Source organism: Streptomyces sp. AM6-12 (assembly GCF_044327085.1).
Lineage (GTDB): Bacteria > Actinomycetota > Actinomycetes > Streptomycetales > Streptomycetaceae > Streptomyces.
In genome coordinates this window covers 5,249,179-5,273,176 of record NZ_JBIQWN010000001.1, presented here as the reverse complement: position 1 = coordinate 5,273,176, position 23,998 = coordinate 5,249,179, and the positions used below count along the sequence as shown (strand labels likewise).

The window sequence follows — 23,998 nt, the reverse complement described above, 5'->3', positions numbered from 1 at the left end:
AACCCTTCTCAGGGCGTCTACCCGTCAGTACATTGACGCCATGTCTTATAAGCAGGCCCGGCCGGTGGAGTCCGAGCGCATCGCGCTCAAGGCCCGCAACGTGTCCTTCTCGTGGGAGGACACGCCGCTGCACTGGGTGCCCGGCGATCCGTTCACCACGCACACCATCAACGTGCTGCACCTGCTGCTGCCCGCCGGCGAGCGCTGGTTCGTGCACGTGTACAAGCAGGCGCTGCCGCTGATCACGGACGAGCGGCTGCGCGAGGACGTCATCGGGTTCATCGGGCAGGAGGCGATGCACTCCCAGTCCCATGACGAGGTGCTGCCGCACCTGCGGGAGCAGGGCCTGGACCCGACGCCGTACACCGCGCAGGTCGACTGGTTCTTCGAGAAGCTGCTCGGCGACCGCACCCTGCCGCCGGGCCGGGCGCGCCGCTGGTGGCTGCTGGAGCGGGTGGCGCTGATCGCGGCCATCGAGCACTACACCGCGTTCCTCGGCGACTGGGTGCTCGGCGCGGCAGAACTCGACCGGCGGGGCGCCGACCCCACCATGCTGGACCTGCTGCGCTGGCACGGCGCGGAGGAGGTCGAGCACCGCTCGGTCGCCTTCGACCTGTTCACGCACCTGGACGGCAGCTACCGGCGGCGGGCCCGCACCTGGGCGAGCGCGTTCTCCGCCCTGCTGTTCCTGTGGCAGCGCGGGGTGCGCTTCTTCCTGGCCAACGACCCGACGCTGACCGACCCCAGGGCGTCCTTCAAGGACTTCTACGACCGCGGTCGCGCGGGCCTGCTGCCCAGTACCGGCGCCATGCTGCGGTCCATCCCGCGCTACCTCGGCCGGGACTACCACCCCTCCCACGAGTTCTCCACCGCCCAGGCCGTCGCGTATCTGGCCGCCTCCCCCGCGGCGCTCGCCGCCGAGCGGGCGGAGCACTCCGCGAAGGGTGCCGCCTGATGCCCAAGCTGCGTACGGTCGCCTTGGTCGCGGGCGCCGCCCTGATCACCCGGAGCGCGCTGCGCCGCCGCGTCCAGGTCTCGCCGCTGTGGCCGATGCCCGCGCTGGAGACGCCGATCTCCGGCCGGCCGCGCTCGCGGGCCCTCAGGCTGCTGCTCACCGCGCACGAGACGATCGCCGACGGCGTCGTACGACTCCGCCTGGAGGGCGCGGAGTTGCCGCGCTGGACGCCGGGGGCGCATCTGGACCTGGTGCTGCCCTCCGGGCTGGTGCGGCAGTACTCGCTGTGCGGGGACCCGGAGGACACCTCCTCGTACACGGTCGCCACCCGGCTGGTGGCCAACGGGCGGGGCGGTTCGCGGGAGGTGCACGAGCAGCTGGCCGAGGGGATGGAGCTGGAGGTGCGCGGGCCGCGCAACCGGTTCCCGCTGGTCGGGGCCGAGTCGTACGTCTTCGTCGCCGGCGGGATCGGCATCACCCCGGTGCTGCCGATGCTGCGGGCGCTGCCGGAGGGTGCCGCGTGGCGGCTGCTGTACTGCGGGCGGACGCGGGCCTCGATGCCCTTCCTCGAGGAGGTGCGTGAGCTGGCCGGGGACCGGCTCACGCTCGTCGCACAGGACGAGGACGGGCGGCCTGACCTGGACGCGCTGTTCGCGCGGGTGGCGCCGGGCACAGCGGTGTACTGCTGCGGTCCCGAGGGGCTGATGGAGGCGGTGGCGGAGCGGGTGCCGGAGGGGGCCGCGCTGCATCTGGAGCGGTTCGCGCCGCGCGCCCCGGCGGACGGGGACACCGCGTTCGAGGTGGAACTGCGGCGCAGCGGGCGCACGGTGCGCGTGCCGGCCGGCTCCACGGTGCTGGCCGCCGTGCGCCGGGAGCTGCCGGGCACCGTCTACTCCTGTGAACAGGGGTTCTGCGGGACCTGCCAGCAGCGGGTGCTGGAGGGCGAGGTGGAGCACCGGGACGAGCTGCTCACGGACGCGGAGCGTGCCGACTCGATGCTGATCTGTGTGTCGCGGGCCCGCGGCGAACGCCTCGTGCTCGATCTGTGACGCACCGATGCCCTGACCCATCGATGTGAACACCGGTTCGGGTCCGGACCGTTGGCGGCCGGATCCGCTCGGTAAGGTGTTCGTATGAGTACCGGGGTGCGCCGCAGGATGGGTGTCGAGGAGCGACGGCAGCAGCTGATCGGCGTCGCTCTCGACCTGTTCAGCCGCCGCTCGCCCGACGAGGTGTCCATCGACGACATAGCGGCGGCCGCGGGCATCTCGCGGCCGCTGGTGTACCACTACTTTCCGGGCAAACTCAGCTTGTACGAGGCCGCGTTGCGGCGCGCCTCCCAGGAGCTGAAGGCCCGCTTCACCGAGCCGTACGAGGGGCCGCTGGGCGAGCGGCTGCTGCATGTGATGCACCGCTTCTTCGCCCATGTGGAGGAGTACGGCCCCGGTTTCTCGGCCCTGATGCGCGGCGGCCCGGCCGTGTCCGCGACCGGCTCCCGCGAGAAGGAGCACGTCTCGGCCACCAACGCGCTGATCGAGGACGTGCGGCAGGCAGCGTACGACCAGATGCTCTCCCATCTGGGGATCGCCGAGGCGCCCCCGCGGCTGGAGCTGGTCATCCGCTCCTGGATCTCGCTCGCCGAGTCCACGGCGCTGATCTGGCTGGACGGCCGCCGCATCCCGCGCGAGGAGCTGGAGCTCCAGCTGGTGCACAACTTCGCCGCCCTGGTCGCGGTGAGCGCGGCACGGGACGAGGGCATGGCGGACGTGCTGCGCGCCATGCTGGAGAACGAACCGGCCGACGGCCCCTTCGCGGAGCTCGTCGGCCGGCTGGTCTCGCTCGGCTCCTAGCGGTCGGTCACCGGTCGGACTTCCGGTACGAAGGGTCGAGGTCGCGGACCTCGGCCGAGGCGTGCAGGGTGCCCCCGTCCTCGGGGCTTACATGCCGCTCCAGCAGCTCAAGCACGGTCTCCGTGAGCCTCGCCTTCGTCTCCTCGGTGCGGCCGGCGAGGAGACCGATCGTCACGTGCACGATGGCGTGCCGCTGCTCCCCGGTCCCCTCGTACCCGTACACCGCGAACCCGTCGCGGAGCACCGTCTTGCAGGCCTCGGGCTTCGCCGCCGCGATCCGGACGACCGCCTCGTGCAGTTCCCGGACGAAGTCGCCGGCCTGCGCGGGCTCCTTCCAGACGTGGGTGTGGTCGACGGTGATCTGCGGCATGAGCACTCCTGTTCCGGGGGACGGCCCGACCCTACTGCGCCGCCCGGCTGAAGACCGCCACGGTCCGCGCCGGGACGGTGAAGGTGCCCGAGCCGGCCGCGTAGGAGGAGGTCTTCACCACCGGGTCCGCGCCGGACGCCTGCACCGGGTGCAGCCGGTAGGAGGTCCCGGCCAGCGCGGAGACCGTCTGCTTCTGGGTCCCCGGGGTGGCGTTGAAGACCACGACCAGGTCGCCGAGCTTCATCGTGATCACGCCCGGTGTCTCGTCCGTGCCGGACAGCGGGAAGGACAGCTCGCTCTGCACCTGGCCCGCCGTGCCGAGCGAGAACGCCTTCTCGGTCGTACGGATCTTCAGCAGGTCCTGGTAGGCGGCCGAACTGCCCTCGATCTGCGGGCAGCCGACCTTGACGGAGGTCAGCAGCGGTTTGGCGTAAGGCCATTTGTCCTGGTTGCCGGAGGCCATGGGCAGGCCCCGGCCGAAGCCGTTGCCGTCGGCGCAGTTCCAGTGGATGGCGTTGAACCAGTCGCCGCTGTCGAAGGAGTTGCGGTCCAGCGACTTCGAGCGCAGCAGATCGGTGCCCGCCTGCGACAGGGACGGCCCCTGGGAGAGGGTGGCGGCGGCCATCGCGAGGACCTGCATCCGGGCCCGGTCCGCCGCGGACGTGTCCTTGGGCAGCTTGTAGGCGAGGGCGTCGAACAGGGTCTCGTTGTCGTGGGCGTCGACGTAGGCGAGGGCGTCGCCGGGCGCGTCCGCGTATCCGGCGGGCGAGCCGTTGTAGTCGATCCCGGCGCCGGTGACCTCCTTGCCGTCGGTGTCGGTGAAGCGGTACTTGGCGAGGTTGCCGGTCAGCCCGACCTTGATCAGGTCCTGGTAGTGCAGCAGCCGGGCCTTCTGCTCGGCCGGAGTGCCGTTCGCGGCCGAGCCGTTGGGGTCGGTGTAGAGGCCGGAGGCGAAGCCCTGGACGCCGGGGTCGGCGTCGAAGGGGCTTCCGCCGCGCACCGCGTCGCGGGCCCGGTCGGAGAAGGTGGCGATGCCGGTGCCGGCCATGTTCGCCTGGGTGGCCTGCACGAAGCGGGCGTCGTCGGCGACCTCGCCGAAGTTCCAGCCCTCGCCGTACAGGATGATCTTCTTGCCGTCGACGCCGTCCTTCTTCAGGGTGAGCGCGTCGAGGGCCTTGCGGACGGCGAGGATGTTGGCCTTCGGGTGGTGGCCCATGAGGTCGAAGCGGAACCCGTCGACCTTGTACTCCTTGGCCCAGGTGACGATCGAGTCCACGACCAGCTTGCCCATCATCGCGTTCTCGGGCGCGGTGTTGGAGCAGCAGGTGGAGTTCGCCACCGAGCCGTCGGCGAGCAGCCGCTGGTAGTAGCCGGGCACGATCTTGTCCAGGACGGAGGTGTCCGCCTGGCCGCTGGCCGAGGTGTGGTTGTAGACGACGTCCATCACGACCCGCAGGCCGTCCTGGTTGAGCCCCTGCACCATCTGCCGGAACTGCCGGGTGCGCGCGGTGCCGTCCGGGTCGGTGGCGTAGGAGCCCTCGGGGACGGTGAAGTGGTACGGGTCGTAGCCCCAGTTGTAGGCGTCCTTCGCGGCGCTCGCGGCCACGCACGCCTGCTGCTGGTCGGAGTCGGCCGGGTAGGCGGCGAGGTCGCAGCGGGGGCTCTGCTGGTCGGCCTTCTTCTCGGGCACGGTGGCGAAGTCGAAGACGGGCAGCAGGTGCACGTACGACGTCCCGGACTTCGCCAGTTCCCTGAGGTGCCGGGAGCCGTCGCTGTCCTTGTCCGTGAAGGCGAGGTAGGTGCCCCGGTCCTTCGCCGGGACGGTCTTGTCCGCGACCGAGAAGTCCCGCACGTGCAGCTCCTGGATCTGCGCCTCCTTCAGCGGTACGGCCTTGGGCTTGCGTAGGGTGGACCAGCCGCCCGGGGCGAGGGACTTGTCGTCCAGATCGGCGACGACGCTGCGCCCGGAGTTCGCGGTGAGGGCGACCGAGTAGGGGTCGGTGACCTTGTTGGTGACCATCCGGCGGACGCTGGGCGCCCACACCCGGACCACGTACCGGTAGGTCTTGCCCTTCCAGGAGGCGGGTCCGGTGAGCGACCAGACGCCGGTGGTGTCGTCGCGGTGCATGGGCCTGACCTGGCCGTCGATCTCCAGACCGACGCTCTGGGCGGTCGGCGCCCATACGGACAGGGTCGGCTTGCCGCCGTGGAAGACCGGGCCGAGCCGGGCCTTGGTGGCGGCCGGGTACAGGTCGTCCAGGACGCCGGCGATCTGCACGCCGGTCGCGGCGAGCACGGCGCCGTCGGCGGCGCGCTGGGAGGCGACCAGCTGACCGGTGAGCGCCTCGCGCACCCGGCCGCGGTCCCGCGGGTCCACGGACCAGGCCGTGTAGTCCTTCAGGTAGGGGAACCTGGCCTTCTGGGCGTCCGTGAGGGTGGTCTTCTCCAGCCGCAGCCAGCGCTCGTCGTCGCTGGTGAGGGTCCCGTCCTTGGCAGCGATGGAGCCGTCGTGGGAGTAGACGAGCTGGGTGGAGGCGGCACCGTCGGCGCCGTCCCAGGCGACGGTGTCCGCATCGATCCAGACCGCCTTGGAGGTGGTCAGGTCGAGGGCGGCGGCGCTGCCCGCGGGCTGCGGGAGCAGGTGCTTGTCCTGGCCGTTCAACAGCCACACCTCGTAGCCGTCGGTCTTGAGGTCCAGGGACTGGTCGGCGGCGAGGTCCTTCTCGTCGCCCTTGTGGATGATGTAGCTGAGGCTGCTGGCACCCGCGGCGAGCGGGACCTCGAAGACGGCGCCATAGGCATCAGTCTTCACCGGCTTCAGCGGGGCCGACCAGTCGGTGGGGTTCGCGGCGCCCGTCCAGACGTGCAGGCCCCAGCCGTCGTAGACGCCGTCGGCGCGGTGGTAGTGGATGACCGCCTTGGTGGTGTCCGGCGCGGGGTACGACGACGGCCGCTGGGTCTGGACGCCGTCCTTGCCCTGCTGGACCCAGACCTCACCCGTCCTGGTGACGTCGATGCTCCGGTCGGCGTCGCCGTCCTTGTTCCCGTTCTTGTCCACGACCAGGAAGCCCACGTTCGAGGCGCCCGGCTTGACCTTGACGTAGGCGAAGGCGCCCCAGGCGTCCCGGCCGGTGAAGGGGTGCCCGGCCGGCCAGGTGGTGGCCTCGCCGTCGGCGATGTCGCCCCAGGCGTACAGGTTCCAGTCGGCGTAGTCGCCGTCGGTGCGCTGGTAGTGGACGATCACGTAGTCGCGTGAGGAGGCGGTGGGCGGGGCGGGCGGGGGTACGGCGCCGGTGGCGCTCTGTGCCGTGGCGCTCGCGGTGTGTCCGGCGCTGTCGATCACGACGGCCTTGTAGCGCAGCGCGGTGCCGGCCGAAACCTTGCCGCTCAGGGTCTGGGTGACCTGGTAGGGCGCGTGGTCGGCGGAGCCGAGGACCTGCCACGGGGCGTCGCCGACCTGGGCGGCGAAGACCACCCGGTTCAGCTGGCCACCATCGACGTCGGCGCCGACGGTCACCGTGCCGGTGGCGCCGGCGGCCGGGGCGTGCAGGGTGAGGGTCGGCCTGGTGGCCGGCTCGTCGAGCGGACCGGACGCCTTGTAGACGACGGCGGACTCGGCCGGGACGGTCACGGTGACCTGGCGGTCGCCGTCGGAGCTGACGCTGCCGGTCGCGCCGTAGACGCCCCGGTACGACATCCCGGCCGAACCGGTGGCGAAGGTGGCCGTCCTGGCCTCGCCCGCGTTGTTGAACGCGACGATGTACTCCTGGCCGCTGCCGGCGTCGGTGCGGGTGAAGGCGTAGATCCCGGCGCCGTCGGCCGCGTACCGCTCGCTCTGGGCGCCGTCGGTCAGGGCCGGGTTGGCCTTGCGCAGCGCGGAGAGGCCGGCGATCTGCCGGTACAGCGGCGCCTTCGTGTCGTAGGAGTCGCTGGCGTGGGTGCGGTCGGTGCCGATCTCGTCGTCGGCGAGGTAGGCGGGCACCTTGGAGGCGAACATGGTCTGGCGGGCTTCCTTGTCGCCGCCGCTGCCGGTGAAGCCCTGTTCGTCGCCGTAGTAGACGACCGGGTTGCCGCGGCTGAGGAACATCACCTCGTTGGCCAGCTCGTCCTTCTTCAGCAGTTCGGCGTCCGTGGCGTGCGGGTTGTCCTGCTTGAGGAAGTACCCGATGCGGCCCATGTCGTGGTTGCCGAGGAAGGTGACCTGCTCGTACGCGTTGGCCCGGTCGGTCGTGTACTTGTAGTCGTCGCCGAGGACACCCGCCAGCTTCCGCGCGCTCGCGCCCTGGGAGGCGTAGCCGCGGGCGGCTTGCTGGAAGGGGAAGTCGAGGGTGGCGTCGAGGCGGCCCTGGGTGACGTACGGGGCGGTGACCGAGGTGTCGGTGTCGTAGGTCTCGCCGAACAGGAAGAAGTTCTTCCGGCCGTGCGCCGCCGCGTAACGGTCGAGTGCGGTGGCCCACTGGGTCCAGAAGGGCAGGTCGACGTTCTTGGCGGTGTCGATGCGGAACCCGTCGACGGCGAAGTCCTTCACCCACCGCTCGTAGATCCGCTCCATGCCGTGCACGACCTCGGGACGCTCGGTCCACAGGTCGTCCAGGCCGTCGAAGTCACCGTAGGTGCCGGACTCGCCGGCGAAGGTGGAGTCGCCCCGGTTGTGGTACATCGTCGGGTCGTTGAGCCAGGCCGGGACCTTGGACTCGCTGGTGACCTGCGGGGTGTACGGGAAGGAGGCGGCGGAGACGGCCGGGAACTTCTTGGTGCCGTCCGCGTAGTCGGCGTCGTCGAAGGGCCTGCCGTCCTTGGTGAGGTACGGGTAGGCGCCCTTGGTGCGGTAGTCGGAGGAGTTCTCCTTGTCGGTCACCACGTCGGCGGTGTGGTTGGTGATGACGTCGAAGAAGACCTTCATGCCCTTGGCGTGGGCCTTGGAGATGAGGTCCTTCAGGTCCTGGTTGGTGCCGAAGTGCGGGTCGACACGGGTGAAGTCGGTGATCCAGTAACCGTGGTAGCCCGCCGAGGCGTTGGCGCCCGTGCCCTGCACCGGGATGTTCTTGAAGACGGGTGCCAGCCACAGGGCGGTGGTGCCGAGGCCCTTGATGTAGTCCAGCTTCCGGATGACGCCCTTGAGGTCGCCGCCCTGGAAGAAGCCCTCGTCGGTGGGGTCGTACCCGGTCGTCATGCGCGAACCGGTGAGCCCGCCTTGGTCGTTGGCCTTGTCGCCGTTGGCGAACCGGTCCGGCATGAGGAAGTAGAACTGCTCATGGGTGTCGCCGTGCCGGGCCGGCTGGGCCGCGAGGGCCGTGTCCGACGGGGGCGGGGGCGGGGTGGCGGCCTGCGCGGCGGGCGCGGCCAGTGGCTGCACGAGTGCGGCCGTGAGCGCGGCGACGGCGAGGGCCGCGGCTCTCCTGCGGTGGGTGGTGCGACGCCGTAGGGGCGTCGGCCATCTCGGTATCACAGGCAAGAACTCCTTGCGATGGCGGCTCGATCGGGTCCGACCCCACGCCGCGGCTCGGCCTCGATGCCGGGCGCCCGCGCGACCGTACCCCTCGCGAAAGGGTTGCAGCAAGAGTCCTGAAACAGTCGGTAAGGAATTTCAACTACCGCGGCCCGCACCGCCATGGGGGGGTGTGGTGCGGGCCGGCCCCCGGTTCAGCAGGAGGACTTGCCGGCGTAGATCGCCAGCGCGGTGTTCGGGGCGACCGAGGCGGTGAACCAGCCGGTGCTGTTGACCGTCACCGTGGTGTTGTTCTGCACGTCGCAGTAGGTGCCGGCGGGCAGCGAGGTCTGGAAGGAGCGATCGGCCGTCGTGCCCTCGTGGTTGATGACCACGTAACCCTTGTCGCCGCGGCCGAAGGCGATCAGGTTGTCGCCGTCGTCCCACCAGTTGGAGACCGCCTGCCCGTGGGTGGTGTTGCGGAAGGCGACCATGGACTTGATCTCCGGCCAGGCGTGCTGGCACTTCCAGCCGTCCTGCCAGCAGGCGTTGACCTGCCCGTTGTTGGGCGGCCCCGCGTCGGCGTCGCTCCACTCGTAGCCGGAGTTGATGTCCGGGGCGCCGTAGGGCCAGGCCAGCATGAAGACGTTGGCGAGCGTGTAGTTGGCGCCGTCCTTGTAGTTCAGGGTGGCGCCGTTGCGCTCGGTGTCGTGGTTGTCCACGAAGACACCGGCCACGTTGCTGGGCAGGTAGCCCCAGCCCTCGCCGAAGTTGTTCAGGTAGGCGAGCTTCTCGCTGTTGAAGACGCGCTTGAGGTCGTAGGCGTAGCGGAACTCCTGGACGTCGCCGTTGCCCGTGTACTCGGTGGGCTGGACGGCCTCGCCCGCGCCGTAGATGACCTCCTGCTTCCAGTAGACGCTCGGGTTGGCCAGCCGGCTCTTGATGTCCGCCAGGTCGGCGGCGGCGATGTGCTTGGCCGCGTCGATGCGGAAGCCGTCGGCGCCGAGGGAGAGCAGGTCGTTCATGTACCCGGCGATCGTCGCGCGGACGTGCTCGGAGCCGGTGTCCAGGTCGGCCAGGCCGACGAGTTCGCAGTTCTGGACGTTCGAGCGGTCCTGGTAGTTGTCGACCTGCGTCCGGCAGGTGTGGAAGTCGGAGTCCGAGTACAGGCCGGGGTAGTCGTACTTGGTGTACTGCGTACCGCCGGTGCCGGTGCCGCTGCCGGCCGTCATGTGGTTGATGACCGTGTCCACCACGACCTTCACGCCGGCCGCGTGGCAGGTGGAGATCATGTTCTTGAAGGTGGTCCGGTCGCCGAGCCGGCCCGCGATCTTGTACGACACGGGCTGGTACGAGGTCCACCACTGGGAGCCCTGTATGTGCTCCTCGGGCGGCGAGACCTGCACGTAGCCGTAGCCCGCGGGGCCCAGTGTGCTGGTGCACTCGCGGGCCACCGAGGCGTAGTTCCACTCGAACAGGACGGCGGTGACGTCTTTGGTGCCGGGTGGGGAGGCCACGGCATTCGTCGGGTTCATGACAAGGGCGGCGGCCGCGAGGGCGACCACCCCCGAGAGGGTCTTGCGTACCATGTGGGGTTCCTTCGTCGCTGAAGGTACTTGCTGCAAAGTTTCAGAAACCTTGCGGTGACGCAGATGTTAAGGGCCCGCTGCCGGAAAAGGCAGCGGGCCGCAGAGAAGTTGATGCAAGAAATTTCACACGGGGCGTCAGACCGCCGCGGTCCACCACACGGTGGTGTCGGCGGCCACCTTCGCCTCGCCGCCGGTCTCGGCCACCTCACCGCTCGCCAGCAGCACCCGGCCGTACGCCGGGGTGGTCACCGACTCACCCGTGGTGTTGGCGACGCACACGAACTCGCCCCGGCGGAAGGCCAGGACGCCCTCGGGGGCGCGCAGCCACTCCAGGGTGTCCCCGGCGCCCAGGTCGGGCTGGGCGCGGCGGGCGGCGAGGGCGGCGCGGTACAGCTCCAGGGTGGAGCCGGCCGTCCCCGTCTGCGCCTCGACGCTCAACTCGCCCCAGTTCTCCGGCTGCGGGAGCCAGCTGCCGCCGTCGCCGAAGCCGTACGACGACCCCGTGCGGGTCCACGGGATCGGCACCCGGCAGCCGTCGCGGAAGCCGTCCTGGCCCGCGCCGCGGAAGTACGCGGGGTCCTGGCGCACCTCGTCGGGCAGGTCCACGACGTCCGGCAGGCCCAGCTCCTCGCCCTGGTAGAGGTAGGCCGAGCCGGGCAGCGCCAGCATCAGCAGGGTGGCGGCACGGGCCCGGCGCAGGCCGAGTTCGCGGTCACCGGCGGTGCGGATCTGGGTGCCGAGGCCCGGCGGGTTGGCGAAGCGGGTGGCGTGCCGGGTGACGTCGTGGTTGGACAGCACCCAGGTGGCCGGGGCGCCGACCGGGCGCATCGCCGCCAGCGTGGAGTCGATGACAGCGCGCAGCTCCGACGCGTCCCAGGCCGTCGACAGGTACTGGAAGTTGAACGCCTGGTGCAGTTCGTCCGGGCGGACGTAGTTGGCGGTGCGCTCGACGGTCGGCGTCCACGCCTCGGCGACGAAGATCCGCCCACCCGTCTCCCACCGCCGCCCTTCTGACGAAGGCCCTTCGGGCCCCATTTTATTGGCGTACTCGTCGAGGATGGTCCGCCACTGCCGGTAGATGGCGTGCACGCCGTCCTGGTCGAAGAACGGCATGACATCGTTGCCCAGCAGCTTCAGCTGCTCGCCCGCGCCGAGGTCGGGCAGCCCCTCGGCCTTGACCAGGCCGTGGGCCACGTCGATGCGGAAGCCGTCCACGCCCATGTCCAGCCAGAAGCGCAGGATGGAGCGGAACTCGTCGCCGACCGCCGGGTGTTCCCAGTTGAGGTCGGGCTGCTCGGGCGCGAACAGGTGCAGGTACCACTCGCCGGGCGTCCCGTCGGGCTCGGTGACACGGGTCCAGGCCGGGCCGCCGAAGATGGACTCCCAGTCGTTGGGGGGCAGTTCGCCGTCCGTGCCCTTGCCGGGGCGGAAGTGGTAGCGCTCCCGCAGCGGGGAGCCGGGGCCCTCGGCGAGGGCGCGCCTGAACCACTCGTGCTGGTCGGAGGAGTGGTTGGGCACCAGGTCCACGATGATGCGCAGGCCGAGCCCGTGGGCCTCGCGGATCAGCGCGTCCGCGTCCAGCAGGGTGCCGAACATCGGGTCGACCGCGCGGTAGTCGGCCACGTCGTAGCCGGCGTCGGCCTGCGGGGAGGCGTAGAAGGGACTGAGCCACACCGCGTCGACGCCGAGGTCGCGCAGGTACGGCAGGCGGGAGCGTACACCCTCCAGGTCGCCCATGCCGTCGCCGTTGCTGTCGGCGAAACTGCGCGGGTAGACCTGGTAGATGACCGCCTCCCGCCACCAGTCGCGGAGGTGGCCCGTGACGGTGGCGGTGGCGGAGTCGGTGGCCGGGGCGGCAGTGTGCTGCTGGCTCATGGCTTCCTTGGTGGTGACGGAAATCGGGTCATGGCGCGTGGGGCGCACGGGCGGCCAGGGCCCCTGCGGGTACGGCGGCGGAGGCGGGCCGGGGGAACGGGGTGCGAGGCGGCCGCGATGTCAGCGGGGTCGGAGGGACACCGCGGCCGCCTACCCGCGCGGTCAGGCGCGCGGGAGCCTCGGGTGGTGCGGGCGCCTCAGCCCTTGGTGCCGCCGGAGGTGAGACCGGTGACGAGGTTCTTCTGCACCAGGTAGAAGAACACCGAGACGGGTATCGCGATCAGCACCGCGGTGGCGGCCATGTAGTTCCACTCGGCGTCGTGCTCGCTGACGAAGGTCTGGAGGCCGACGGCGAAGGTGTACTTGGAGTCGTCCAGCATGAAGGTGGTCGCGAAGGCCACCTCGGCGACCGCGGTGATGAAGTTGTAGAACGCGGCGACGGCCAGGCCCGGCCGGGCCAGCGGCAGGATCAGCCGGAAGAAGGTGCCGAACGGGGTGAGGCCGTCCACCCGGCCCGCCTCGTCGATCTCGATCGGGATCGTGTCGAAGTAGCCCTTGAGCAGCCAGGCGCTGTACGGCACCGCGGTGGTGCAGTTGACGAGGATCAGCGCCCAGTAGGAGTCGATGAGACCCAGGTCGCTGAAGATCTGGTACATCGGCACGATCAGGACGGCGATCGGGAACGCCTGCGTGAGCAGCAGGACCCACATCAGCTGCTTGTGGCCGGGGAAGCGCATCCGGGAGACGGCGTAGCCGGTGGTCGCGGCGAGCAGCACACCGACCACGGTGGTGCCGAGGGCCACGATCATCGTGGACTTGAACCAGCTGAAGAACTCGGTGTGCTGGAGCACGAAGCCGTAGTTGGAGAAGCTCATCTTCCCGGCGATGCCGCCGGGGTGCAGGTAGTCGTTCTTGTCCGGCCCGAGCGAGAGGTAGACCAGCCAGGCCACGGGCGCCAGCGCGATGAGGCTCGCGGCCATGAGGCCGGCGTGCAGCAGGACGGTGCCGAGGGGGCCGCGCTCGCCCGGTCGGCGGCCCTGGCGGGCGGGCTTCGCGGCGGGGGCCGGTGCGTCGGCCGGCTTTGCGAGGGTGGTGGTGCTCATGGCGGCGGCTCCTGCGGCGTCAGACGGCGAGCTGGTCATTGCGCTTCAGCCAGCGGAAGTAGAAGGAGGTGAAGACGGTGACGATCGACAGCAGCAGTACGCCGTAGGCGGCGGACTGGGCGAAGTCGCGCGGCTGCTGGCCGAAGCCCAGGTAGTAGGCCCAGGTGACGAGGATCTGGGCGTCCGGGGCACTGGTCGGGCCGAACAGCAGGAAGATGATGGCGAACTGGTTGAAGGTCCAGATGACGCCGAGCAGCACCACCGTGGAGCTGACCGAGCGCAGGCCGGGCAGGGTGACGTGCCGGAAGCGCTGCCAGGCGTTGGCGCCGTCCATCCGCGCCGCCTCGTACAGGGCGGTGTCGATGGACTGGAGGCCGCCGAGCAGCGAGAGCATCATGAACGGCACACCGCACCAGGTGTTGACCATGATCGCGGCGAAGCGCTGCCAGAAGGTGTCCTCCAGCCACTGCGGCTGCGGCAGGTGCAGCGCGTGCAGGAGCTGGTTGAGCACTCCGGAGTCGGAGAGCATGATCCGCCAGGAGAAGACGGTGACGAAGGTGGGCACGGCCCACGGCAGGACGAGCAGCACCCGGTAGACGGTGCGTCCGCGCAGCTTCTGGTTCAGCATCAGTGCGAGGCCGAGGCCGAAGGTGTAGTGCAGGGTCACGCAGGCGACCGTCCACACGATCGTCCAGATCATGTGGGACCAGAAGCGGTCGTAGGACAGCGGGCCCCACAGGATGTTCTTGTAGTTGTCCAGCCCGACGAACTTGTAGGTCGCGGCGATGTGGTTGACGCCGATGGTGCGCGCCGAGTTGAGGCTGTTGGCGTCGGTCAGGGTGAGGTAGAAGCCCCGCACGAGCGGATAGCCGACGAGCACGGCGAGCACGATGACCACCGGGGCGATCATCGCGTAGGCGTACCAGTATTTCTGGAGGCTGTTCCTGATGCGCTGCCCCAGCCCTGGCCGAGGCGCGCGGTCACCGCGGCTCTTGCCGGTCGCGCGGTCGATGGCGACTGTCATGGTTCGACACCTTCAGATGGTTCAAGGATGGCCGGGCACGGGGCGGGGACCGCCGGCTGCCTCCTCGTGGGTGAGGCAGCCGGCGGCCGTCCGGGCTTACTTGGCGAAGTCGGGGACCAGCTTGCCGATCGCGATGTCGGCGTTGCTCAGACCCGTGTCCAGCGACTCCTTGCCGCTGGCGATCTTCGGCAGCTCGGTGTCGAGCGGCGCCCACAGGGAGCCGTACTCGGGCAGCGACGGGCGGGGCTGGGCGGCGGAGAGCACGCGCTGGAAGCCGGCGGTGCCCGGATCGGCCGTCACCTTGGCGGTGTAGGCGTCCATACGGGTCGGCAGGGTGGCGTTCTTCAGCGCGATGGTCTCCTGGGAGGAGGCCGACGTCATGAAGTTGATGAACTTCAGGGCCGCCGCCTGGTGCGCCTTGTCGGAGCCGGCGTAGACCGAGAGGTTGTGGCCGCCGGTCGGGGCCTCCGCCTTGCCGGTGGAGCCGGCCGGGACGACCGCGACGCCCAGGTTGGTCTTGTCCTTGAAGGCGCTGCCCTTGTAGATGTTCGTGTTCTCCCAGGGGCCCTGGATGATCGCGGCGACCTTGCCGCCTGAGAACGCGTCCATGATGTGGGCGTAGGCGTCCGGGGTGGTGTCGGCCTTGTGCAGGCCCTTGCCGGAGAACAGGCTCAGCCAGGTGCCGAAGGCCTTCTTGGCGGCCGGCGTGTCGATGGTGACCTTCTTGGCGTTCACGTCGACGGTGTCGGTGCCCTCGCCGTACAGGAACGGCTGGCCGTAGTAGCCCTGCGTGGAACCCCAGTAGCCGTCGGCGCCGGTCTTGTCCTTGATCTTGGCGGCGTCGGACTTCAGCTCGTCCCAGGTCTTCGGCGGCGTGGTGATGCCGGCCTTCTTGAACAGGGCCTTGTTGTAGACCAGGGCCAGGGTGTCGGTGACCAGCGGCACGCCGTAGGTCTTGCCCTCGTACTGCGCCTGCTTGACCAGGTTCGGCTCGAACTTGGCCTTGTCGGCGAGGGCCTCGGTGCCGTCCAGCGGCAGGAAGTAGCCCTTCTTGGCGAAGGCGGGGGTCCAGCCGACCTCGGAGCGCAGCACGTCCGGGGCGCCGGAGGCACCCGCGGCGGTGTCGAACTTGTTCTGCGCCTGGTCGAAGGGGACGTTGACGTACTTGACCTTGATGTCCTTGTTCGCGGCTTCGAACTTCTGGACGAGGGCCTTGTACGTCGGTGCCTCGTTCGTGGCGTTGGAGGTGTCCCACCAGGTGATGGTGACCGGCCCGTCCGACTTGCTGTCGCCGCTTCCGCCGCCGCAGGCCGTCGCCGCGAGGGCGAGGGACGCCACCAGGGCGGAGGCCGCTATGCCACGCCGCATGAGTTCTCCTTGAGGGTTAAGCCCGAGTGATGCCGACTGCGCCGATGGAGGAGGCTGCCGGGCGACAGGGAACGTAACAGCGTTGTAAGCGTTGCGAAAGACCTTGCAGAAAAAAAGTGCAAGTGAACCCGATGGTTACCCTGTCGTTACCGCTCAGCGGGCTGCGACAACGTGTGCAAGACTCTGCAAGCTCTTGCCACCGACGCACACAGACGAACTCGAGGGAGCGCGATGAGGCAGCAACCCGCAGGGGGTCGTTCGACCGGGCGTGCCCGGCGTCCGAGCGGTGTGCAAGGCGGGAGACGCCCGGTACAGTCCAGTGGCGTGACCACACGGCTTGCCGACATCGCAGCGCAGGCGGGGGTGAGCGAAGCGACCGTCAGCCGGGTCCTCAACGGGAAGCCGGGCGTCGCCGCCACCACCCGCCAGTCCGTGCTCGCCGCACTCGACGTGCTCGGCTACGAGCGGCCGGTGCGCCTGCGCCAGCGCAGCGAGGGTCTGGTGGGGCTGATCACGCCGGAGCTGGAGAACCCGATATTCCCCGCCCTGGCGCAGGTCATCGGGCAGGCGCTGACCCGCCAGGGCTACACCCCGGTGCTCGCCACCCAGACGCCGGGCGGCTCCACCGAGGACGAGCTGACCGAGATGCTGGTGGACCGCGGGGTCGCGGGCATCATCTACGTCTCCGGGCTGCACGCCGACACCACCGCCGATATGCAGCGCTACGAGCGGCTGCGGGCGCGGGGCGTGCCGTTCGTGCTGGTGGACGGGTTCTCGCCGCGGGTGCAGGCGCCGTTCATCTCCCCCGACGACCGCGCCGCGATGACGCTCGCGGTGACCCACCTCGCCTCGCTCGGCCACACCCGGATCGGGCTCGCGCTCGGGCCGAAGCGGTTCGTGCCCGTGCAGCGCAAGATCGAGGGCTTCCTGCGGGCGATGCAGGACCAGTTGGGACTCGGCGCCGAGATGGTGGAGACCGAGCTGGTGCAGCACTCGCTGTACACCCTGGAGGGCGGTCAGGCGGCCGCGACGGCGCTGATCGACCGGGACTGCACCGCGGTGGTCTGCGCCAGCGACATGATGGCCCTCGGCGCCATACGGGCCGCTCGGCAGCGGGGTCTGGACGTCCCGCGGGACGTGTCCGTGGTCGGGTTCGACGACTCCCCGCTGATCGCGTTCACCGATCCGCCGCTCACCACGGTCCGCAAGCCGGTCCCGGCGATGGGGCAGGCGGCGGTGCGCACGCTGCTTGAGGAGATCGGCGGTACGCCCGCGCCGCACAGCGAGTTCGTGTTCATGCCGGAGCTGGTGGTGCGTGGCTCGACGGCGTCGGCGCCGCATCTCCTGCGTACGTCGTAGAACGTGCGCGGCGGACCCGACTTTGGGATGATCGGGCACTGAAGCCGTTTTCTGGCAGACTTGATGCCTATGAGTGACTCGACCGTGACGCAGTGGGAAGGTCGCGAAGAGGCGGCCGGACCGCGGGCCGGCACGGGCAGGGACGGCAGCGGGGCGCGCGGTGTGCTGGGCAGGCTGCGGCGCCCGCGCAGACCCCGGCTCTGGTTCGAGATCCTGCTGATCGCGGTGAGTTACTGGACGTACTCGCTGATCCGCAACGCAGTGCCCGAGCAGAAGGCCGAGGCGCTGCGCAACGCGGACTGGATCTGGCGCACGGAGCACGCGCTGGGCATCGACGTCGAGCGGTCCGTCAACCACGCGGTGAACGCGGTGACTTGGCTGATCATCGGCATGAACTACTACTACGCCACCCTGCACTTCGTCATGACGCTCGGCGTCCTGGTGTGGCTCTACCGGTGGCATCCGGGCCGGTACGCGGCCGCGCGCCTCGCGCTGTTCGCCACCACGGGGGGCGCGTTGGTGGGCTACTACCTGTTCCCGCTCGCCCCGCCCCGCCTGATGCGGGGCGGGGGGTTCGTGGACACGGTGATGGTGCACCACACCTGGGGCTCGATGGCCTCCGGGGACCTCAAGCACATGTCCAACCAGTACGCGGCGATGCCGTCCATGCACATCGGCTGGTCTTTGTGGTGCGGGCTGACGATCTTCGCGCTGGCGTCGGTGCCCTGGGTGCGGGTGCTGGGGCTGCTGTATCCGCTGGCCACGCTGCTGGTCATCGTCTCCACCGCCAACCACTTCTGGCTGGACGCGGTGGGGGGCGCGGTCTGCCTCTCGTTCGGTTTCGGGGTGGCGCGCCTGTGGTACGGAGCGGTGCCGTACGCCCTGCCCCGGGGGACGCGTGAGGGCGCGGCCCGCCGGCCCGGTTACGCCTCGTCGTCGTAGAAGAGTTCCTCCATGACCACGCGTGCCTTGCGGGTCGTACGGCCGTAGGCGTCCAGCATGTCGCCGGCGTGGCCCTCGCCGTAGCCCAGGTAGCGGCCCACCGCGGCCAGCTCGCGGGGCTGGGTGGGGAAGGTGTCGCCCGCCCGGCCGCGCACCAGCATCACCGCGTTGCGCACCCGAGTGGCCAGCACCCACGCCTCGTCCAGGGTGGCCGCCTCCTCCTCGCCCAGCAGGCCCGCCTCCCGCGCCGCCGCCAGCGCCGCGCGGGTGCGGGTGGTGCGCAGTCCGGGGATCTCGTGAGCGTGCCGCAGCTGGAGCAGCTGGACCGTCCACTCCACGTCCGAGAGGCCGCCGGGGCCCAGCTTGGTGTGCAGCCGGGGGTCGGCGCCGCGGGGCAGCCGTTCCGACTCCATGCGGGCCTTCAGCCGGCGGATCTCGCGCACGGAGTCGTCGGTCAGGCCGCACGCCGGGTAGCGCAGCGGGTCGATCAGCTCCACGAAGCGGCGGCCCAGGTCGGCGTCGCCCGCGAACGGCTCGGCGCGCAGCAGCGCCTGGGACTCCCAGACCAGGGACCAGCGGCGGTAGTACGCCGCGTACGACTTCAGCGTGCGCACCAGCGGGCCCGACTTGCCCTCCGGGCGCAGGTCGGCGTCGATCAGCAGCGGTGGGTCGGCGCTGGGGAGCTGGAGCAGCCGGCGCATCTCGGCGACGACCTTGTTCGCGGCGGCGGTGGCCTCGTGCTCGTCCACGCCCTCCTGCGGCTCGTGGACGAACAGCACGTCGGCGTCGGAGCCGTAGCCCAGTTCGTGGCCGCCGAACCGGCCCATGCCGATGATCGCGAACCGGGTGGGCAGCGTGTCGCCCCAGCCGGCCCGGACCACCGCGCGCAGCGTGCCCGCGAGGGTGGCGGCGGTGAGGTCGGAGACGGCACCGCCGACGAGGTCCACCAGGGCGCCCTGGTCGGCCTGGACGGGGGTGGCGTCGGTGCCGTAGGAGGCGATGATGTCTGCGGCGGCGGTGCGGAAGAGTTCGCGGCGGCGGACGCCGCGGGCGGCGGTCACGCCCTGCTCGCTGTTCTCCGCCCGGCCGACGGCGGCCAGGATCTCCTGTTCGAGCGCGGCGCGCCCGCGGGGGGCCAGGCCGCTCGCCGCGCCGTCCCCGTCGCCGAGCAGGGCGACCGCTTCGGGGGCCCGCATCAGGAGGTCGGGGGCCAGCCGGCCCGCCGACAGCACGCGGGCCAGGTTCTCGGCGGCGGCGCCCTCGTCGCGCAGCAGGCGCAGGTACCAGGGGGTCTTGCCGAGGGCGTCGGAGACCTTGCGGAAGTTCAGCAGACCGGCGTCCGGGTCGGCGGAGTCCGCGAACCAGCCCAGGAGTACGGGCAGCAGGGTGCGCTGGATCGCGGCCTTGCGGGTGACGCCCGAGGCGAGGGCCTCCAGGTGGCGCAGGGCCGCGGCGGGGTCGGCGTAGCCGAGGGCGACCAGGCGTTCGCGGGCGGCCTCGGGCCGCAGCCGGGCCTCGCCGGGGGCGAGCTGGGCGACGGCGTCCAGGAGCGGGCGGTAGAACAGCTTCTCGTGCAGCCGTCGTACGACACCGGCGTGCCGCTTCCACTCGCGGTTCAGCTCGGTGACGGGGTCGGCGCGCAGGCCGAGGGAGCGGCCCAGGCGGCGCAGGTCCTCCTCGGCGGTGGGGACGAGGTGGGTGCGGCGCAGGCGGTAGAGCTGGATGCGGTGCTCCATCGCGCGCAGGAAGCGGTACGCCTCGTCCAGGCGGGCGGCGTCCTCGCGGCCCACGTAGCCGCCGGCGGCGAGCGCGTCCAGGGCGGCCAGGGTGCTGCCGCTGCGCAGGGTGGGATCGGTGCGGCCGTGGACCAACTGGAGGAGCTGTACGGCGAATTCGACGTCCCGCAAACCGCCGGGGCCGAGCTTCAGTTCGCGGTCGACTTCGGCGGCGGGGATGTTGTCGACGACGCGGCGGCGCATCTTCTGGACGTCCGCGACGAAGTTGTCGCGGTCGGCGGCCTGCCAGACCAGGGGGTGCAGCGCGGCCAGGTATTCCTGGCCCAGGTTCTCGTCGCCGGCCACCGGGCGGGCCTTGAGGAGGGCCTGGAACTCCCAGGTCTTCGCCCAGCGTTGGTAGTAGGCGAGGTGGGAGGAGAGGGTGCGGACGAGGGGGCCGTTGCGGCCCTCGGGACGGAGGTTGGCGTCCACCGGCCAGATGGAGCCCTCGACGGTGGTCTCGGAGCAGATCCGCATCAGGTGCGAGGCGAGGCTGGTGGCCGCGCGCAGGGCCTTGGTCTCGTCGGTGCCCTCGGTGGCTTCCGCTACGAAGATCACGTCCACGTCGGAGACGTAGTTCAGTTCGTGGCCGCCGCACTTGCCCATGCCGATCACGGCGAGGCGGCAGGCGGCGGCGTCCTCGGGGGCGGCGGCCCGCGCCATGGCCAGGGCGGCGCGGAGGGTGGCGGTGGCGAGGTCGGCCAGTTCGGCGGCGGTCTCGGCGACGTCCGTGGTGCCGCAGACGTCGCGGGCGGCGATGGACAGCAGGCAGCGGCGGTAGGCGACGCGGAGGGTGACGGGGTCGGTGGCGTCCGCCAGGCCGCGTTCGAATTCGGTGACGCCGGGGTGGAGGTCCTGGGGTTCGTAGGTGACCAGGGCCTGCCAGTCGGTGGGGTGGCGGGCGAGGTGGTCGGCGAGGGCGGTGGAGGCGCCGAGGACGCCCAGGAGGCGGTCGCGCAGGGGTTTGGCCGCGATGAGGGTGTCGAGGAGTTCGCGGTGGGAGTCCGGGGCGGGCTGGGCTTCCAGGAGGCGGACGAGACCGTGCAGGGCGAGGTCGGGGTCGGCGGTGGCGCCCAGGGCTTCGAGGAGGAAGGGGTCGTCGCGGACGTGGGCGAGTTCGGGGGTGTCGAGGAGGCGTTCGGCGGCGGTGGCGTCGGTGAAGCCGTGTCGGAGCAGGCGCGTGAAGGTGCTGCTTCTGCGGCCCGGCGTCATGTTCGGGGCTCCCCTCGGGGTGGATCTGGTCCTGGAGGGGAGCGTAGTCGCCTGCGGCGGGCTGTGCCGGGTCGGGTGGGGGTGGGCTCGGGGGGTGCCTGGGGCTCGGGGGGGGTGGGTGCCTGCGGCGCCCTCGGTGCCGACGTGGTGCCTGCGGCGGCCTGCTCAGCGCCGTCGTGGCTTGTGTCGCGCCTTGGGGAGGCGGTGCGTCGGTGCCGCGCCGGGTGGTGTCCGTCCTCGGTCCGGCGGTCTGCGGGTTCAGGGGTGCGGGGGGTTTTCGCCGGCCGCTGCGGGCGGACACCACCCGGCACGTCCCCTCCCCGCCGTGCGCGGGTGCGGCAGCGTCGTGGTGAGGAGGGTCGTCTGCATCGCCTCCGCCGCCTTGACGGCCGCGTCGCCGCAGCAGTTGTTGAAGAGGAGGTGGAGTTCGTCGGTGTGGGTGGCCAGGTGGTGGACCTGGGGTAGCCATCCGGCCAGTTCGTCGGGGGTGTAGGTGTGGCGGAAACGGTCCTCCTTGGTGCCGGTGCCCCAGTGGGGGCTGTGGCCGTGGAAGCGGATCAGGGAGAGGTGGGGGGTGGTGACGAGGGGGGTCGGGGGGAGGGTGGGGGCGTCCACGGATACGGCGGTGGCGTTCAGGTCGGTGAGGAAGGGGAGCGTGCGGGGGCTGTGCCACCAGGCGGGGTTGCGGAACTCCACGGCGAAGGGCCAGTCGCGGGCGCGTTCGCGGGCCGCGCGGATGAAGGACTCGGCGGCGGGGCCGGGGGTGAGGGAGGGCGGGTACTGGAAGAGGAGGGTGCCGAGGCGGCCGGCGGTGCGCAGGGGGGTCAGGGCCTCGGCGTAGCGGGTCCACACCTCGGTCAGGAGGGCGTCGTCGCGGGGGCGGCCGCGCAGGTCCGGGGGGAGGGCGGAGGGACGGGTGGGGTGGCCGGTGAGGAGGGCGTGGGCCTTGACGTCGAAGCGGAAGCCGTCGGGGGTGCGCTCGGCCCAGTGGGTGGTGGTGCGGGCGGTCGGCAGGGCGTAGTACGGGGAGTCCACCTCGACCACGGGGAAGCGGGTGGCGTAGTGGCGCAGGCGGCCCTCGGTGTCGCGGTGGCCGGGCGGGTACCAGCCGCTGGTCAGGAGGGCGCGGTCGGTCCAGCCGCAGGTGCCGATGAGGATGTTCGCCATGGGAGCGGGGGTACCCAGTAGTTCACTGGGTTTTCATCGCGGGGGGCCGGGCGGTGCCAGGAAGGAGCATTTTGGCGTGTGCATGCTCGACTGGTCCATCAACCCCGCTTCTCCGGGAGGTCGTTGTGTCCGGCAGTTCCCCGTTCCGCCGTACCCGTACCGCCATGGCGTCCGTGGCTTCCCTCGTCGCCGCGACCGGCCTGTGGGCCGGACTCGGCGGTGAGACCGCGCAGGCCGCGAGTGGTGTGCCCCGTCCGGATCACGTGGTGGTCGTGGTGTTCGAGAACCACGCCGACAGCCAGGTCATCGGGTCCTCCAGCGCGCCGTACATCAACTCGCTGAAGACCGGCGGGGCTTACCTGTCGCAGTCGTACGCCATCACGCATCCCAGCCAGCCGAACTACTTCGCCCTGTTCTCCGGGGCGACCCAGGGCATCACGGACGACAGCTGTTACACGCCGGGGTTCTCGTCGGCGCCGAACCTGGCGTCCGAGTTGATCGCGGCCGGGCGCGGTTGGGCGAGTTACAACGAGTCGCTGCCCAGCCAGGGATCGACCGTGTGCAGCAGCGGGAAGTACGCGCGCAAGCACAATCCGTGGTTCGGGTTCAGCAATGTGCCCACGTCGAGTGCGAAGACGTTCGCGCAGTTCCCGGCGGACTATTCGACGCTGCCGCAGGTGTCGTTCGTGACGCCGAACCTGTGCAGTGACATGCACGACTGCTCGGTGGCCACGGGGGACACGTGGCTGAAGAACAACCTCGGCGGGTATGCCAGTTGGGCCAAGACGCACAACAGTCTGCTCGTCGTCACCTTCGACGAGGACGACTCCAGGAGCGGGAACCGGATTCCGACCCTGCTGTACGGGCAGCCGGTGGTCGCGGGGTCGTCGAGTTCCGTCACGTACGACCACTACGACGTGCTGCGCACCCTGGAGGACAGCCAGGGGCTGAGCGCGCACGCGGGCAACGCCGCCTCAGCGAAGGACATCAGCGGGATCTGGGCGTCCTCCTGACGGGCGGGAGTTCCCGGCTCAGGTGCGCTGGGCCGGGAACTCTCCCACGTCGCGCAGGAGTTGGAAGAGTTCGGTGGCGGAGCCGGCCACCCCTGTGCCGCCGGCGTCGGTGATCTCCGCGCGCAGGGAGAGGGCGCGGGCGGTGGCGTAGACGAAGACCGGGATCGCCTCGTCCCGGTCGCGCAGTTCGCGGATCAGGTCGAGGCCGGCGGTGCGGTTGGTGCGGGCCCCTTCCCTGCGGCTCAGGTCCGAGATGACGGCGTCGAAGGGGCGGTGCGGGCGGGCCAGCGCGCGCAGGGCCTCGTCCGTCGACTTCGCCAGGACGACGTCGACGCCGAGGGAGCGGAGTTGGGCCACCTCGGTGGCGTTGTTCTCCGGGCGGTCGTCCACCCAGAGGACGGAGTCGAGGGTGCGCGTGGCGGCCGGCGCGCGCACGGAGGCCAGCCGGCCCTGGAGGTCGGCGGTGGTCCGGATCAGGTTCTCCGAGACCTCCTGCACCGACAGCTCGGCCTCGCCCACCCTGATCGTGAAGCCGCGGGAGCGGACCATCTCCTTGATCAGGGGGAACAGGCGCCAGAGCGCGACCCCCGCCATGAGCGGCCAGGCCAGCCCGGTGAGTGCCTTGATCAGTTCCGTCGCGTCCTTCAACGCCGCTCCCCCGAGATCGCATAAGCGTGCGCCCGATTCTCGCAGGGGGAGGGTGCGGGGCCGGTCGTTTCCGGACGACGGCCCCGGGGGACGGCTACAGCACCGGCAGATTCTTCCGCAGCTCGAACGCCGTGACCTCGCTGCGGTACTCCTCCCACTCCTGGCGCTTGTTGCGCAGGAAGTGACGTCGGCCCGGAGCGACCTCATGCGATCGGCGTCGGCGCTGCGTTGGAACGGGGATCGGATGGCCGTCGTTGGTCGCTATTGGTCACCCTGGGCCGCCCTTCGACGGCCCAGGGACGGCCCAGCCCCGCAGCCTG

16 protein-coding genes and 1 pseudogene are annotated in these 23,998 nt (G+C 70.8%); 6 read left to right on the top strand and 11 right to left on the bottom strand.

The features are described from left to right. Positions 1-40 precede the first annotated feature (40 nt). The 3 genes from ACE4Q9_RS23950 to ACE4Q9_RS23940 all read left to right on the top strand — a co-directional run bounded on the left by ACE4Q9_RS23950 (position 41) and on the right by ACE4Q9_RS23940 (position 2,805). The gene (locus ACE4Q9_RS23950; RefSeq protein ID WP_397986286.1) at positions 41-955 is read left to right on the top strand and encodes a metal-dependent hydrolase; all 915 of its coding nucleotides are present in this window, start codon (positions 41-43) and stop codon (positions 953-955) included. After that, positions 955-2,004: a PDR/VanB family oxidoreductase gene (locus tag ACE4Q9_RS23945; protein ID WP_397986285.1), complete on the top strand. Its 1,050-nt coding sequence runs from the start codon at positions 955-957 to the stop codon at positions 2,002-2,004. The genes ACE4Q9_RS23950 and ACE4Q9_RS23945 overlap by 1 nt, the downstream gene beginning before the upstream one ends. 84 nt (positions 2,005-2,088) lie before the next feature. Further along, positions 2,089-2,805, top strand: coding sequence for a TetR/AcrR family transcriptional regulator (locus tag ACE4Q9_RS23940; RefSeq protein WP_397986284.1), 717 nt, complete (start codon positions 2,089-2,091; stop codon positions 2,803-2,805). Positions 2,806-2,812: 7 nt separating this feature from the next. Here ACE4Q9_RS23940 and ACE4Q9_RS23935 read toward each other — a convergent pair whose 3' ends face one another. From ACE4Q9_RS23935 to ACE4Q9_RS23905, 7 genes are all read right to left on the bottom strand, one after another. After that, entirely contained in the window at positions 2,813-3,175 is a 363-nt protein-coding gene (locus ACE4Q9_RS23935; protein ID WP_397986283.1) for a 5-carboxymethyl-2-hydroxymuconate Delta-isomerase, read from the bottom strand. A 31-nt stretch (positions 3,176-3,206) separates the two neighbouring features. Beyond that, the gene (gene pulA / locus ACE4Q9_RS23930; protein WP_397986282.1) at positions 3,207-8,624 is read right to left on the bottom strand and encodes a pullulanase-type alpha-1,6-glucosidase; all 5,418 of its coding nucleotides are present in this window, start codon (positions 8,622-8,624) and stop codon (positions 3,207-3,209) included. A 194-nt stretch (positions 8,625-8,818) separates the two neighbouring features. Continuing rightward, entirely contained in the window at positions 8,819-10,192 is a 1,374-nt protein-coding gene (locus tag ACE4Q9_RS23925) for an alpha-amylase family protein (RefSeq protein WP_397986281.1), read from the bottom strand. Between the two features lie 135 nt (positions 10,193-10,327). Next, positions 10,328-12,067 (bottom strand): glycoside hydrolase family 13 protein, encoded by a 1,740-nt coding sequence (locus tag ACE4Q9_RS23920; RefSeq protein WP_397986280.1) that lies wholly within the window; start codon positions 12,065-12,067, stop codon positions 10,328-10,330. Between the two features lie 197 nt (positions 12,068-12,264). Next, entirely contained in the window at positions 12,265-13,170 is a 906-nt protein-coding gene (locus ACE4Q9_RS23915; protein WP_397986279.1) for a sugar ABC transporter permease, read from the bottom strand. Positions 13,171-13,189: 19 nt separating this feature from the next. Beyond that, positions 13,190-14,194, bottom strand: coding sequence for a carbohydrate ABC transporter permease (locus ACE4Q9_RS23910; protein ID WP_397986278.1), 1,005 nt, complete (start codon positions 14,192-14,194; stop codon positions 13,190-13,192). A gap of 96 nt (positions 14,195-14,290) precedes the next feature. Continuing rightward, positions 14,291-15,562 carry an extracellular solute-binding protein gene (locus ACE4Q9_RS23905; RefSeq protein ID WP_397986277.1) on the bottom strand — a complete coding sequence of 424 codons (1,272 nt, stop codon included), beginning with the start codon at positions 15,560-15,562 and terminating at the stop codon, positions 14,291-14,293. A 324-nt stretch (positions 15,563-15,886) separates the two neighbouring features. Between ACE4Q9_RS23905 and ACE4Q9_RS23900 the strand changes: the two genes are divergently transcribed. Together ACE4Q9_RS23900 and ACE4Q9_RS23895 are read left to right on the top strand one after the other, a co-directional pair. Continuing rightward, complete coding sequence (locus ACE4Q9_RS23900) at positions 15,887-16,921, top strand: LacI family DNA-binding transcriptional regulator (protein ID WP_397986276.1); 1,035 nt, start codon at positions 15,887-15,889, stop codon at positions 16,919-16,921. Between the two features lie 69 nt (positions 16,922-16,990). After that, the gene (locus ACE4Q9_RS23895) at positions 16,991-17,863 is read left to right on the top strand and encodes a phosphatase PAP2 family protein (protein WP_397986275.1); all 873 of its coding nucleotides are present in this window, start codon (positions 16,991-16,993) and stop codon (positions 17,861-17,863) included. On the opposite strand, the gene ACE4Q9_RS23890 is transcribed toward ACE4Q9_RS23895, so the two are convergent. Continuing rightward, on the bottom strand, positions 17,845-20,850 hold the full coding sequence (locus ACE4Q9_RS23890; protein WP_397986274.1) for a bifunctional [glutamine synthetase] adenylyltransferase/[glutamine synthetase]-adenylyl-L-tyrosine phosphorylase: 3,006 nt from the start codon (positions 20,848-20,850) through the stop codon (positions 17,845-17,847). The two genes, ACE4Q9_RS23895 and ACE4Q9_RS23890, sit on opposite strands and share 19 nt — an antisense overlap. A 258-nt stretch (positions 20,851-21,108) precedes the next feature. After that, the gene (locus ACE4Q9_RS23885) at positions 21,109-22,017 is read right to left on the bottom strand and encodes a DUF72 domain-containing protein (protein ID WP_397986273.1); all 909 of its coding nucleotides are present in this window, start codon (positions 22,015-22,017) and stop codon (positions 21,109-21,111) included. A 164-nt stretch (positions 22,018-22,181) separates the two neighbouring features. On the opposite strand from ACE4Q9_RS23885, the gene ACE4Q9_RS23880 reads away from it, so the two are divergent. After that, on the top strand, positions 22,182-23,030 hold the full coding sequence (locus ACE4Q9_RS23880) for an alkaline phosphatase family protein (protein WP_397986272.1): 849 nt from the start codon (positions 22,182-22,184) through the stop codon (positions 23,028-23,030). A gap of 18 nt (positions 23,031-23,048) precedes the next feature. Here the strand turns inward: ACE4Q9_RS23880 and ACE4Q9_RS23875 are convergent, their stop codons facing one another. Together ACE4Q9_RS23875 and ACE4Q9_RS23870 are read right to left on the bottom strand one after the other, a co-directional pair. Continuing rightward, positions 23,049-23,678: a hypothetical protein gene (locus ACE4Q9_RS23875; RefSeq protein WP_397986271.1), complete on the bottom strand. Its 630-nt coding sequence runs from the start codon at positions 23,676-23,678 to the stop codon at positions 23,049-23,051. Positions 23,679-23,772: 94 nt separating this feature from the next. Continuing rightward, positions 23,773-23,859 (bottom strand): annotated as a pseudogene (locus tag ACE4Q9_RS23870) (glutamine synthetase); the annotation flags it as partial. Positions 23,860-23,998 lie beyond the last annotated feature (139 nt).

Excerpts from the sequence above, each read along its gene's own strand:
- ACE4Q9_RS23890 (WP_397986274.1), bottom strand. The coding sequence starts at position 20,850 with ATGACGCCGGGCCGCAGAAGCAGCACCTTCACGCGCCTGCTCCGACAC.
- ACE4Q9_RS23880 (WP_397986272.1), top strand. The coding sequence starts at position 22,182 with ATGGCGTCCGTGGCTTCCCTCGTCGCCGCGACCGGCCTGTGGGCCGGA.
- ACE4Q9_RS23895 (WP_397986275.1), top strand. The coding sequence starts at position 16,991 with ATGAGTGACTCGACCGTGACGCAGTGGGAAGGTCGCGAAGAGGCGGCC.
- ACE4Q9_RS23915 (WP_397986279.1), bottom strand. The coding sequence starts at position 13,170 with ATGAGCACCACCACCCTCGCAAAGCCGGCCGACGCACCGGCCCCCGCC.
- ACE4Q9_RS23925 (WP_397986281.1), bottom strand. The coding sequence starts at position 10,192 with ATGGTACGCAAGACCCTCTCGGGGGTGGTCGCCCTCGCGGCCGCCGCC.
- ACE4Q9_RS23905 (WP_397986277.1), bottom strand. The coding sequence starts at position 15,562 with ATGCGGCGTGGCATAGCGGCCTCCGCCCTGGTGGCGTCCCTCGCCCTC.
- ACE4Q9_RS23940 (WP_397986284.1), top strand. The coding sequence starts at position 2,089 with ATGAGTACCGGGGTGCGCCGCAGGATGGGTGTCGAGGAGCGACGGCAG.
- ACE4Q9_RS23950 (WP_397986286.1), top strand. The coding sequence starts at position 41 with ATGTCTTATAAGCAGGCCCGGCCGGTGGAGTCCGAGCGCATCGCGCTC.
- ACE4Q9_RS23945 (WP_397986285.1), top strand. The coding sequence starts at position 955 with ATGCCCAAGCTGCGTACGGTCGCCTTGGTCGCGGGCGCCGCCCTGATC.
- ACE4Q9_RS23885 (WP_397986273.1), bottom strand. The coding sequence starts at position 22,017 with ATGGCGAACATCCTCATCGGCACCTGCGGCTGGACCGACCGCGCCCTC.
- ACE4Q9_RS23920 (WP_397986280.1), bottom strand. The coding sequence starts at position 12,067 with ATGAGCCAGCAGCACACTGCCGCCCCGGCCACCGACTCCGCCACCGCC.
- ACE4Q9_RS23910 (WP_397986278.1), bottom strand. The coding sequence starts at position 14,194 with ATGACAGTCGCCATCGACCGCGCGACCGGCAAGAGCCGCGGTGACCGC.
- ACE4Q9_RS23935 (WP_397986283.1), bottom strand. The coding sequence starts at position 3,175 with ATGCCGCAGATCACCGTCGACCACACCCACGTCTGGAAGGAGCCCGCG.